This is a genomic window from Symbiopectobacterium purcellii, assembly GCF_052050035.1.
In the GTDB taxonomy this organism is placed as follows: domain Bacteria; phylum Pseudomonadota; class Gammaproteobacteria; order Enterobacterales; family Enterobacteriaceae; genus Symbiopectobacterium; species Symbiopectobacterium purcellii_A.
Genome location: NZ_CP189882.1, coordinates 3,705,060 through 3,717,402, shown reverse-complemented (window position 1 = coordinate 3,717,402; position 12,343 = coordinate 3,705,060). Strand labels below are relative to the sequence as shown.

Sequence of the window (12,343 nt, the reverse complement as noted above, 5' to 3'; positions counted from 1 at the left end):
TAAAGTTGTCATCAGCATGAAATAGCGTTGCTGTCTCGCGCGGCTCAAACCTGAACCCAGCGTCTCACCTGCACGACAGAGGCAGATAAAAATTTAGCGATTGGACTTTATCGAAAGGATATCGAGAAAATGGTGGGTCGTGCAGGATTCGAACCTGCGACCAATTGATTAAAAGTCAACTGCTCTACCGACTGAGCTAACGACCCATCATGGTGCTACTTCGGCGTTTTCACCTTGCCTTGGCAACGGCGGCATATATTACTAACTTATCCGCGCAGTGCAACCTATTTTCCTGAAAAACTGCTCAACTGCTTAATCATCAAACGACAAAGCACAAAAATCGCTCATGACGCGCAATTTTTGTGCCTGGAAAAAGGGTTAGAGCCCAGTTAGCCGCTTTTGTGCCTGCTTGGCGCTTTCGGTGTTGGGATATTGTTTGATGACCTGCTGGTAGACAGCCCTCGCTTTATCCGTCTGCCCCTTTTCCTGCATGATCACCCCAACCTTAAGTAAGGCTTCGGCGCTTTTGGGGGATTTGGGGTAATTCTTGACCACATTCGCAAAATAGTAAGCGGCGTCGTCTTTCTTACCTTTGTTGTAGTTCAACTGACCCAGCCAGTAGTTGGCATTTGGCTGGTAGGTTGAATCAGGATATTTTTTGATAAATGTCTGAAAAGCGGCAATAGCCTGATCGTATTGCTTTTTCTCTAGCACCAATGCTGCCGCAGCGTTGTAGTCGCTGTTGGCGTCACCGGTACTGGCTGGCGCAGCGGCCGCGCCCGCACCATTGATGGCGGGGCTGTCGGTGGACGCACCCGTATCAGTTGCTGGCGCAGAAGACGCCGCCGGCGTTGACGACGAGGAGCCCATGCTATCCATTTGCTGATAGATTTGCTTCTGGCGTTCAACAACCTGATTCAACTGGTACTGATTTTCCTGAATCTGCCCACGCAAACTGTCAATATCGCGCTGCGTGTCAGAAAGCTGCTGCTGAAGTTGAGTTAAAAGCTGTCTATGAGCGTTGGAAATACGCTCCATTTGGGTGACACGGTCTTCCACCGAGCCAGAGCCGACATTACTGATTGGCGCTTGGGCAGTAGCGGCCCAAGGGACCGCTACGCCAACCAATAACGACAGACCCACAAGATGACGTCTGAAGTTACTGTTCATGCAATGCTCTTAGTATACCAGGACCGCACGACGGTTTTTGGACCATGCAGCTTCGTCATGACCCAGAACCGCAGGTTTCTCTTTACCGTAAGAAACGATAGAGATCTGATCGGAAGAAACACCTTTGCCTTGCAGGTACATCTGAACCGCGTTAGCGCGACGTTCACCCAGGGCGATGTTGTATTCCGGCGTACCGCGTTCATCCGCATGACCTTCGATAGTCACTTTGTAGGACGGGTTGCTGCGCAGGAAGGAAGCCTGCGCGTCCAGCATCTGAGCGAAGTCAGAACGGATATCGTACTTGTCCAGATCGAAGTATACGATGTTGTTACGTTGCAGTTCTTGCATTTGCAGGCGAGCCTGCTCAGAAGAAGACATATTGCCGTTTTCATAACCGCTGCCTGCAGTGCCAACGGTAGACTGGTCATTGCCGTCTTTCTTGTGTGAACTACATGCGGCGATAGCCAGCACCGGCAGAGCCAACATCAGGCCTTTCAGTACTTTATTGAATTGCATCTCTTATGTCCTTTGAAAAAATTATTTATGTTTATAAATACGGCGACCAGGCAGGGGATTTAACCTGTCCATCAGTTGCCGGAAGACGCGCTTTGAAACGTCCGTCAGTAGACACCAGTTGCAGCACTGAGCCCAGTCCTTGTTTAGAGCTGTAAATCACCATCGTGCCGTTCGGTGCGATACTCGGCGTTTCGTCCAGATAGGTGCCCGTAATGACTTGAACGGCCCCCGTCACTAGATCTTGTGTAGCAATATGCTGAGCACCAGCGTTGGAGCTTACCATCACTAGCATTTTGCCATCGTCACTGACTTCTGAGTCCTGATTCTGCGCCCCTTCCCAGGTGATACGCTGCGGAGCTCCGCCATTGACGTTAATTTTATAGACTTGTGGACGTCCAGCCTGATCCGAAGTATATGCCAAAGTTTGGCTGTCGGGGAACCAGGTTGGCTCAGTATTGTTGCTGCGACCATCCGTTACTTGACGGATCTGACCAGAGCCGATGTCCATGACATACAGGTTCAGGCTGCCGCTTTTGGACAGCGCAAAGGCCAGTTTGCTGCCATCCGGGGAAAACGCCGGAGCACCGTTGTGACGCGGGAAGGACGCAACCTGACGGATTGCACCATTGGCCAACGTTTGAATCACCAGCGCAGAACGGCCGCTTTCAAAGGTGACGTATGCCACTTTGCTGCCATCCGGCGACCAGGCCGGTGACATTAGCGGTTCCGGAGAACGGTGCACCACAAACTGGTTGTAGCCATCGTAGTCAGAGACGCGCAGTTCGTAAGGGAACTGACCGCCGTTGGTCTGTACTACATAGGCGATACGGGTACGGAAAGCCCCTTTGATACCGGTTAATTTCTGGAACACTTCATCACTGGCAGTATGCGCGGCATAGCGCAGCCATTGTTTCGTGACCTTGAACTGGTTTTGTGCCAATACGCTGCCCGGATTACCCGAGGTATCAACCAATTGGTAAGAGATCACGTAGCTGCCGTCTGCACCGGGCTGAACCTGACCGACGATAACGGAATCGATACCCAGCGCCGTCCAGGCCGCAGGGGTGACTTCCGAGGCAGAACCCGGCTGCTGCGGCATACGGCTGGGATCGATCGGATTGAATTTACCGCTGTTGCGCAGATCCGCACCAACGATACCACCAATATCTTCCGGCGCTGCGCCACCGCCAGCCCACTTGAACGGAACCACAGCGATAGGACGTGCCGAGTCAACCCCTTGGGTAATCTCGATACGCACTTCGGCGTGCAGCGCTGTGACCCACAGCATTAAAAAACCTAGTGCAACTTTACATGCCTGCTTCATTTCATCTCCCTTATCCAGAGGTATCGCATCGGATAAATTAGCAGAATTTTAACAAACCGGTATCACCAAAACACAATACCCGTGGGTGGTGCTATGATCCTTGTCCTAAAGGTGCCATGCGGCACCGTTAGCATCGTACTGCGCGCCCCGATTATTGCGGTTTGAAATCAATCGGTGCGTTTTTGAAAGCTTCATACACATCCGTGCTTGGCGGCTTCGGTATTCTTGCCTGCTTGGCTGCGGCAATCGCTGCCTGACATAGTGCCTGATCGCCACTTTCAGCTTCAACGGAAACGAGCAGACCATCCGGTGCTAGTTTGATGCGCAATGTACAGGTTTTACCCCGATAAAGCTGCCAGTCATAGAATTTGCTCTGGATCGCCGCGCGCACCTGGCCGCCATAACTGTCCAGCGCGGCACCTGAGGCACCGCTCTTTTTCGCCGTGCCAGCACCGGCTGGCGGACCGCCACCTGATTTAGGCGCGTTTTTTGAAGACGCCAAACCACCGAGCAGATCGTCAACGGAATCAGACTGTGCAGCGGCATCTGCGGCAGCTTTTTTATCCGCAGCCGCCTTGGCTTTTGCGTCTGCTGCGGCTTTCGCTTTGGCATCAGCAGCCGCTTTGGCTTTCGCATCAGCTACCGCTTTGGCCTTGGCGTCTTCTTCCGCCTGCTTTTTCGCGGCAGCAGCAGCGGCTGCCTGTTTCTTCACTTCTTCTTCCGCTTTTTTCTTCGCGTCAGCGGCAGCTTTGGCTTGTTGTTCAGCTTCGGCTTTCGCTTTCGCGGCAGCGGCTTCCGCCTGCTGTTGCTGTTCTTTGGCCTTCGCGGCAGCCGCTTCTGACTGCTTACGCTGCTCGGCCTGCTCTTGTGCCTGTTGCTTGGCATCTTCTTGCGCCTGAAGACGCTCTTTTTCAAGCTCTTTTAAGCGCTGTTGTTCGGCAGCCTGCTTTTGCTGCAACTCATCAGCCTGCTGTTCAGCCTGCTTTTTACGCAACTGTTCCGCGCGTTTTGCATCACTTTGTTGCTGTTGCTGGCGGTTGTACTGTTCAACGACGGCATTGGGATCAACCATCACCGCATCGATGGAAGAGCCACCGCCACTGGCATCCATGGTGGAATTGAATGAGCTCCACACCATCATAGCAATCAGTATGATGTGCAAAACGGCCGAGACAATAATGGCGCGTTTCAACTTATCAGGTTTTTCGGTGGCCTTTAGCACAAGCGGTTCCCAAATACTGTGTTGCCGTAATAAACGATTGCCAGAAAAAACATCATGCTTTGACTGCAACGCATTGATTATATAGGCTGAGTCATCAGACCTACTGATTTGACCCCAGCCTGGCGCAGCAAGTTCAGCGCTTTGATGATCTCATCATAAGGCACGTCTTTCGCGCCGCCGATCAGAAACACCGACTTGGGGTTCTCAGCCATACGCGCCTGGGCTTCCGCCACAATCTGCTCTGCGGGAAGTTGTTCCATCCGCTTTTGCTCAATCACCAGGCTGTACTGACCGACACCAGACACTTCAACGATCACCGGTGGATTGTCGTTGCTGGAAACGGTTTTTGAATCTGTCGCATCAGGCAAATCCACTTCCACGCTCTGCGTGATGATCGGTGCCGTTGCCATGAAAATCAGCAACAACACCAACAATACGTCCAGCAATGGAACGATGTTAATTTCGGATTTTAGATCCCGGCGACCACGTGAACGAGCCATGCTGCCTCCTGATTACTTACTACTTTCAGTGAAGGCCTGACGATGCAGGATAGCGATGAACTCTTCCATGAAGTTGTCGTAGTTCTGCTCCAGTTTATTCACACGCTGATTCAAGCGGTTATAGGCCATTACCGCTGGGATCGCCGCAAACAGACCGATTGCCGTCGCAATCAACGCTTCGGCAATACCCGGCGCAACCATTTGCAACGTCGCCTGCTTCACAGCCCCCAGGGCGATAAAGGCGTGCATAATCCCCCATACCGTACCGAACAGACCGATATACGGACTGATAGAGCCGACGGTTCCCAAGAACGGGATATGGGTTTCCAGCATTTCTAACTCACGGTTAAAGGAGATGCGCATCGCACGCGAAGCCCCCTCAACCACCGCTTCCGGTGCATGGCTGTTGGCGCGATGCAAACGGGCAAATTCTTTGAAGCCGGAATAGAAGATCTGCTCTGAACCTGCCAGCGAATCGCGGCGGGTCTGGCTTTCCTGATACAGCCGAGAGAGTTCAATGCCTGACCAGAATTTATCTTCAAAGGCTTCAGCTTCACGCGTAGCGTTGTTCAAAATACGCGTGCGTTGGATGATGATCGCCCAAGAGGCGATAGAAAAACCAATCAAAACCAGCATGATAAGTTTCACTAAAAGACTTGCTTTCAGGAACAAATCAAGGATATTCATGTCAGTCACTGCTTAAACTCCGCGACAATAGACTTAGGAAGCGCGATGGGCTTCATGTGATGTGGATCGATACAAGCGATCAATAAGTCGGCCTGACTCAACAGATCGCCGTGAGAATTGAGAATACGCTGAGCAAACGTGAGAGAAGCACCGCGTATCACTGTGATTTCACTCTCTACGTTCAATAAATCATCCAGACGCGCCGGAGAAAAATATTCGACCGCCATACGGCGCACAGCGAAAGCCACATGCTCTTCCAGCAAGGCGCACTGATGAAAGCCGTGCTGGCGTAACATTTCTGTCCGCGCACGCTCATAGAAGGCGATATAACGGGCGTGATACACCACGCTACCGGCGTCTGTGTCTTCATAGTAGACACGCACAGGCCAACGAAACAACGTATTGCTCACTCTACATCCCGGTAATACAACGAAACACCGCTACTATACGCAAGAGAAATGAGGTTTGGAATGGGTTGCTTAGAGGGAAATAAAATAATTATGTGTTGCAGCGAACCCATAACTAAACGGAATAGACTATACCCTAAATAATTCAAGCTGTAGGTGCGTTGGCTACGCTCACTCACCGGAATCACTTACTTGAGTAAGTTCACCGGGATTCGCTCCCTTGCCGCCTTCCTACAGCTCGAATTATTTAGGGTAGATACTAGCGGAAGAAGTAAATAAGCCCTGCGAGCAGGATCACAAAGGCAGGAAAAGGCGCAAAAATCACGCGCCACAGCAGACGCTGTTGGCGGAACCCTACCCCGTAGATCACACCGGTACAAACGGCCCATACCAGCAACGGGCCTTGCCACACTTCAAACGCGCTGGTGCGCGCCGCAAAGCGTGTCGGGTCCCACATCACACAGCCTGCCATAAGCAACGCCATGAGCAGGGCAAGAGCCCGTAGTGGGCCCTTGTCCATCAGTTGGTAGAGTTTATCAACCAGACTGCTCATTGCGCGTTATCTTCTGCCGCTTTCGCTTTAGTTGCTTCACTCTGCTCTAACGCCAGAGCGGTAATAATCCCCAGCGAGCAAGCAAGAAGCGTTCCGAGTATCCAGGCAAAATACCACATCATTAAGCTCCTTACTTAGTACAGAGAGTGGGTGTTCTGTTCAATATGCTCTTTGGTGATGCGGCCGAACATTTTGTAGTAACACCATGCGGTATAGGAGAGCACGATGGGTACAAAAATAATCGCGACGATCGTCATCACTTTCAGCGTGTACAGGCTGGAGGTGGCATCCCACATGGTCAGGCTCACGTTCGGTTGTGTGATGGAAGGCATCACAAACGGGAACATGGCAACACCAGCGGTCAGGATAACGCAGGCGATAGTCAGCGAACTGAACAGGAAGGCCAGAACGCCCTTGTTCGCACGCGCCGTCGCGATTGTCAGCAGCGGCAACACCACACCCAACAGCGGGATTGCCCACAGCACCGGATGCGCCGTGAAGTTAGCCAACCAGGCACCGGCCTGATGCGCCACTTCTTTGTGCAGCGGATTAGACTCAGCCGCTTTGTCCAGCACGGAGGTAATGGTAAAACCATGAATACCGTAAATTACCCACACGCCAGCCAACGCAAACGTCACCATCATCACCAACGCCGACAACTGGGCAGCACCTTTCGAACGCACATACAGATCGCCGTTGGTGCGCATCATAAGGTAGGTAGCCCCTTGAGCCAGCATCATGGTCAAGCTGACAACGCCGGCCAACAGGCCAAACGGGTTGAGCAGTTGGAAAAAGCTACCGTTGTAGAACAAGCGCGCACTGGCATCAATATGGAACGGCACGCCCTGCAACAGGTTACCGAATGCCACACCAATGACCACCGGCGGCACAAAGCTACCGATGAAGATGCCCCAGTCCCACATGTTGCGCCAGCGCGCGTCTTCGAGCTTAGAGCGGTAGTCAAAACCGATCGGGCGGAAGAACAAGGAGGCCAGCACCAGAATCATCGCGATATAGAAACCGGAGAACGCGGCGGCATACACCATCGGCCAGGCAGCAAACAGCGCTCCGCCCGCGGTGATAAGCCACACCTGGTTACCGTCCCAGTGCGGAGCGATACTGTTGATCATGATACGGCGTTCTACATCATTACGCCCCATAACGCGGACCAGTACGCCAACGCCCATATCAAAGCCGTCAGTGATGGCGAAACCGATCATCAGCACGCCAATCAACAGCCACCAGATAAAACGTAATACTTCATATTCAAACATAGTGGACTCCTGTTTACCGTGCGTCCTGAGCCAGCGTCAACGGCTGTTCAAAGAGGTAACGCCCTGTTTTCAGGCTGCTTGGACCGAGGCGCGCGAATTTGAACATCAGATACATTTCGGCAACCAGGAACAGCGTATACAAACCGCAGATCAAGCCCATTGATAGCAGGATGTCGCCAGCCGTCAGCGACGAGTTCGCCACCGCCGTTGGCAGCACCTCGCCGATAGCCCACGGTTGACGGCCGTACTCAGCAACAAACCAACCGGCTTCAACCGCAATCCACGGTAACGGAATACCGAACAGGGCTGCACGAAGCAGCAGCTTGTTTTTACCGATGCGGTTTCTGATAACGCTCCAGAACGACAAGCCGATAATCAGCAGCATCAGCACTCCACAGGCCACCATGATGCGGAATGAAAAGTAGAGCGGTGCAACGCGAGGAATAGAGTCCTTGGTTGCCTGCTGAATTTGCGCTTCAGTCGCATTAGCAACGTCTGCGGTGTAACGTTTGAGCAGCATGCCGTAACCCAGATCCTGTTTGGATTGGTTAAAGGCTTCACGCACTGCGGGATCGGTATTACCTGCTCGCAGCTTTTCCAGCAACTCATACGCTTTCATGCCGTTACGGATACGCACTTGATGACCATCCATCAGTTCACGCAGCCCCAGCACCACACCGTCCGTCGAACGCGTGGCAATAAGCCCCAGCATAAACGGAATACGCACGGCGAACTGGTTCTCCATTCTCTCCTGGTTGGGAATGGCGAACAGCGTAAAGCTGGCAGGTGCCGGTTGGGTTTCCCACTCAGCTTCAATCGCGGCCAGTTTGGTTCTTTGTACGTCGCCCATTTCATAACCGGATTCATCACCCAGTACGATAACTGACAGCACAGCAGCGGTGCCGAAGCTGGCAGCAATGGCAAATGAGCGTTTGGCAAAGGCCAAATCACGGCCTTTAAGCAGATAGTAAGCACTGATGCCCAAAATGAACATGGCACCGGTGGTGTAACCCGCAGCGACGGTATGAACGAACTTCACTTGCGCAACCGGGTTCAGCACCAGTTGTGAGAAGCTCACCATTTCCATACGCATGGTTTCGAAATTGAATTCGGAAGCGATGGGGTTTTGCATCCAGCCGTTCGCGACCAGAATCCACAGCGCGGAGAAGTTAGACCCCAACGCCACCAACCAGGTCACAGCCATGTGTTGCACTTTGCCCAGGCGATCCCAGCCAAAGAAGAACAAGCCAACAAACGTTGATTCGAGGAAGAACGCCATCAGGCCTTCGATCGCCAGCGGCGCGCCGAAAATGTCCCCGACATAGTGGGAGAAATAGGACCAGTTAGTACCGAACTGGAACTCCATGGTCAGCCCGGTAGCCACGCCCAGTGCAAAGTTGATACCAAACAATTTGCCCCAGAACTTGGTCATATCCTTGTAGATTTGTTTGCCCGTTAGCACATAGACCGTTTCCATGATCGCCAACAAAAACGCCATCCCCAGCGTTAATGGTACGAAAAGGAAATGGTACATTGCGGTTAAGGCAAACTGTAAACGTGACAGTTCGACTATATCAAACATCTTGACTCCTTGCTCCTCGCAGGAAGGTTTTAGCTTGTCAATGCCAACAAGCCGCTAAACACCCAAAAAGAACACAACAGAAAATTGCTTCAGAACCGGCTTTTATAAACAGCGAGAGTTCACCGTTAAACCAATAACACGCCAAAGAAAACACGTTAAAAATAGCTTAAAACGATACCACAAACAGGGTAGCGGCTATATTACGCCTGTAATCCCCTACAATAAATAGGTTTTTACGTGACACATATTGTGTTTTTGGTTTCAAATCAACTTTCCCCTTCCGGCGTACCTTTAGTGAAAATAGATGTGGCGCAATTTAAACGCATTTCCCTATTTATAGCCAGCCTAAGATTTTGATCTGACGCAAATAGCACGCCAGATGGAGTCTGTAAAGAATTTCGTGTAAATGGCTCCATCGCTTAACCGGAAATCCGATCTCCATACATCAACATGAATTGGCTCATAGCCGGTTTCCAGTCTCTGATGGCTTTGTTGAATAATTTAACATGCTGATTTACATAATTATTATAACACTTCAACAACTAAGTTTTCCAGCCGTAATGCTTTTTATTGTGCTAACTACTTGATTTGTCGTTCTAACAAAATACAGTCTCTGTACATGCATTCTACCTAAAGAAGATGTAAATCAAACGGTTAAATTATTCAACAAAGCCGTCTCTGATTGGTAGGGTCCATTTAGCCGAGATATTATGCAAGGCTAGATAGAATAATTTTAGCACAGAGTCATCCGTTGGAAATATTCGTCGCGTTTTCGTTATCTTGCGCAATGAAGCATTTAACGACTCTATCGCGTTGGTGGTGTAGATAACCTTGCGAATCTCCGGCGGAAAATCAAAAATGACGATGAGACGTTCCCAATTATTTCTCCACGATGGGCTGATCGTCGGGAACTGCTCATCCCATTTGGCCGCGAAGGCATCCAGGGCCTCTTCAGCGCCCTCTAGCGTTGCGGAACTATAGATAGTGCGGAGGTCAGCAGCAACGGCTTTACGCTCTTTCCAGCCGACGTAGCGCAGCGAGTTCCGCACCTGATGCACGATGCAGAGCTGTACCCGCGTATGCGGGTAAACAGCTTCAATGGCATCAGGAAAGCCCTTCAGGCCATCGCAGCAGGCGATGAAGATGTCCTGTAGCCCACGATTTTTCAGTTCTGTCATTACAGATAACCAGAACTTGGCCCCCTCGGTTTTGGCTATCCATAGCCCCAGCAGCTCTTTTTCGCCCTGGCCGTTGATGCCTAGAGCCAAGTAAACAGACTTGTTGGTCACGGCTCCGCCGTCCTGGCTTTTGACTACAATACAGTCAAGGTAAACAATGGGATAAAACGCATCCAGCGGCCGTTGCTGCCAGCGCTTAACGTCATCCATCACGGCATTGGTCACTTGAGAAATGAAGCCAGCGGAAACATCGACCCCGTAGACTTCTTTAAAGTGAGCCTGAATATCACGGGTTGATAGCCCTCTGGAATAGAGAGAAATAATGCGGTCATCGAAGCCGTTAAGCTGCTTTTCGTGCTTACCGATCAGTGTCGGCTCGAAGGTACTGTTGCGGTCGCGCGGAATATCGAGCTCGATCTCCCCATTTTGGCTACGTACGCTCTTGGATGTCTTGCCATTGCGGGAGTTGCCTGAATTATTACCAGCCGGGTCATGCTTAGCATACCCAAGGTGTATCTCCATCTCAGCTTGAAGAACCCGTTCCGCCAGTCTTTTAGTCAGCTCCTTGAGTAGTCCTGATTCACCCAGAAGCTCCTGAGGGGAGTGGCAATCCTGAAGCAGTTGGTCAATAAGTTCGTTGCTGATAGGCATTTTGTTATCCTTTGAAGGTTTTCCTCAAAATGCCATTTACACAGATCTTTTTACACTCTCGCCAGATGTTAATTTCAGGTTTACCAGGTTTTCTCCATGCGATTACTTGTTAATCAAATGTAGAAATAAACGTAACAACAGTATCAATTAGCAAACCAATTTTTGACTTACTCGCGCAGAGTTAATTTATCGCACTATCAAGCGTAGATGATTTAATGATAACCACATTGTTTAAATTGTTGATTTAATGTTGCTATAGTTAGAGCCTATCCCAATAGGATTTTATTCCAGACAATGATGCCGCAGGTAAAATGCAGCATCGCCTCATAATTTTCGACTTTCTTCTCCCAGCGAGTCAGAACCCGACGAAAGCGATTCATCCAGCTGTGCGTTCTCTCCACTACCCAGCGGTGAGCTTTAAAATCCGTGTTTTTGATGGCTTCCGACTCCTCTTTCCTTGACTGGATATGAGGTTCGTAACGACGACTTTTCAGACAGGCCTCCTGCCATCCGGCTTCATAGCCTTTGTCCAGACAGAGGCGGAGCTTTCTGCCGGGTCTGCCCGTCTGAAGGGCGTCGAGAGTATCAGCAACCAGCTTTATGTCGTGGGTATTTGCCCCTGAGACAACCAGAGAGAGGGGAAGCCCGTTCGCATCGGTCATCAGGCTACGCTTTACACCCTGTTTCCCCCGGTCTGTGGGATTCCGTCCTGTTTTTTTGAGCCTGCCAGCGGTGACTTCGTCATATAGCCAAGCGACATTATTTTGATAACAGCCAGCTATGCTTCTTTGCCGCATATCAGGGCATAGGATGTAATCATTTTTAAGTCGGTTGGCTATACAACCATCCATCGACAGCCACCAGTCGATAGCATCCAGCTGCTCGCAGGCCAGCAACCCGTTCTGCCAGAACCGTTCAAAAACTCCTGCATCCCGCCACTCCTGGAAGCGGCGGTGAGCGGAGCTTGACGAGCATATCCCGGTGGCATTCAGGGCATTCCACTGGCAACCCGTTCTGAGCACAAAGAGAATGGCGTTCATTGCGGCACGATTATCAACCCGCCTGCGATGCGTACCCAGCGGATGGTGGGTTTTGTGTTCCGGGAGCAACGGAACCATTTTCCCCCAGAGTTCATCGCTGATCTGCCACTTATTGATTGCCATACTTCCCTCAGAAATTGCCATTACTTATTAACTGACAATTCCTTTTGGGATAGGTTCTTAATATATTGAGTATTGGATTAATATAGCCAAGCGACATTATTTTGATAACAGCCAGC

The 12,343-nt window shown here is 50.9% G+C and carries 13 protein-coding genes and 1 tRNA gene; all 14 read right to left on the bottom strand.

Translation table 11 applies throughout. The features are described 5' to 3' along the window. Window positions 1-130 precede the first annotated feature (130 nt). The 14 genes from ACQGXV_RS25310 to ACQGXV_RS25245 all read right to left on the bottom strand — a co-directional run bounded on the left by ACQGXV_RS25310 (window position 131) and on the right by ACQGXV_RS25245 (window position 12,227). Window positions 131-206, bottom strand: a tRNA-Lys gene (locus tag ACQGXV_RS25310). Window positions 207-378: 172 nt separating this feature from the next. Beyond that, the gene (gene cpoB / locus ACQGXV_RS25305; protein WP_440863573.1) at window positions 379-1,170 is read right to left on the bottom strand and encodes a cell division protein CpoB; all 792 of its coding nucleotides are present in this window, start codon (window positions 1,168-1,170) and stop codon (window positions 379-381) included. A 9-nt stretch (window positions 1,171-1,179) separates the two neighbouring features. Next, window positions 1,180-1,686, bottom strand: a complete 507-nt coding sequence (pal, locus tag ACQGXV_RS25300; protein ID WP_440863572.1) for a peptidoglycan-associated lipoprotein Pal — start codon at window positions 1,684-1,686, stop codon at window positions 1,180-1,182. A 31-nt stretch (window positions 1,687-1,717) separates the two neighbouring features. Further along, window positions 1,718-3,010 carry a Tol-Pal system beta propeller repeat protein TolB gene (gene tolB, locus ACQGXV_RS25295; RefSeq protein ID WP_440863571.1) on the bottom strand — a complete coding sequence of 431 codons (1,293 nt, stop codon included), beginning with the start codon at window positions 3,008-3,010 and terminating at the stop codon, window positions 1,718-1,720. Between the two features lie 151 nt (window positions 3,011-3,161). Next, window positions 3,162-4,232: a cell envelope integrity protein TolA gene (gene tolA, locus ACQGXV_RS25290; protein ID WP_440867607.1), complete on the bottom strand. Its 1,071-nt coding sequence runs from the start codon at window positions 4,230-4,232 to the stop codon at window positions 3,162-3,164. 77 nt (window positions 4,233-4,309) lie between these two features. Further along, window positions 4,310-4,732 carry a colicin uptake protein TolR gene (tolR, locus tag ACQGXV_RS25285; protein ID WP_222160037.1) on the bottom strand — a complete coding sequence of 141 codons (423 nt, stop codon included), beginning with the start codon at window positions 4,730-4,732 and terminating at the stop codon, window positions 4,310-4,312. Between the two features lie 12 nt (window positions 4,733-4,744). Further along, entirely contained in the window at window positions 4,745-5,428 is a 684-nt protein-coding gene (tolQ, locus tag ACQGXV_RS25280) for a Tol-Pal system protein TolQ (RefSeq protein WP_222160036.1), read from the bottom strand. Continuing rightward, window positions 5,425-5,829, bottom strand: coding sequence for a tol-pal system-associated acyl-CoA thioesterase (gene ybgC, locus ACQGXV_RS25275; protein WP_440863570.1), 405 nt, complete (start codon window positions 5,827-5,829; stop codon window positions 5,425-5,427). Before ybgC ends, tolQ begins: the two co-directional genes overlap by 4 nt. Before the next feature lie 256 nt (window positions 5,830-6,085). Then, window positions 6,086-6,379, bottom strand: coding sequence for a cyd operon protein YbgE (gene ybgE, locus ACQGXV_RS25270; RefSeq protein ID WP_440863569.1), 294 nt, complete (start codon window positions 6,377-6,379; stop codon window positions 6,086-6,088). Then, on the bottom strand, window positions 6,376-6,498 hold the full coding sequence (gene cydX, locus ACQGXV_RS25265; RefSeq protein ID WP_195314819.1) for a cytochrome bd-I oxidase subunit CydX: 123 nt from the start codon (window positions 6,496-6,498) through the stop codon (window positions 6,376-6,378). The genes ybgE and cydX overlap by 4 nt, the downstream gene beginning before the upstream one ends. Before the next feature lie 15 nt (window positions 6,499-6,513). Then, window positions 6,514-7,653, bottom strand: coding sequence for a cytochrome d ubiquinol oxidase subunit II (gene cydB / locus ACQGXV_RS25260; protein ID WP_440863568.1), 1,140 nt, complete (start codon window positions 7,651-7,653; stop codon window positions 6,514-6,516). A 13-nt stretch (window positions 7,654-7,666) separates the two neighbouring features. Further along, window positions 7,667-9,235 (bottom strand): cytochrome ubiquinol oxidase subunit I, encoded by a 1,569-nt coding sequence (gene cydA, locus ACQGXV_RS25255; RefSeq protein ID WP_440863567.1) that lies wholly within the window; start codon window positions 9,233-9,235, stop codon window positions 7,667-7,669. A gap of 659 nt (window positions 9,236-9,894) precedes the next feature. Beyond that, window positions 9,895-11,064, bottom strand: a complete 1,170-nt coding sequence (locus ACQGXV_RS25250) for an IS256 family transposase (protein WP_440863566.1) — start codon at window positions 11,062-11,064, stop codon at window positions 9,895-9,897. Window positions 11,065-11,330: 266 nt separating this feature from the next. Further along, on the bottom strand, window positions 11,331-12,227 hold the full coding sequence (locus ACQGXV_RS25245) for an IS5 family transposase (protein WP_440863565.1): 897 nt from the start codon (window positions 12,225-12,227) through the stop codon (window positions 11,331-11,333). Window positions 12,228-12,343 lie beyond the last annotated feature (116 nt).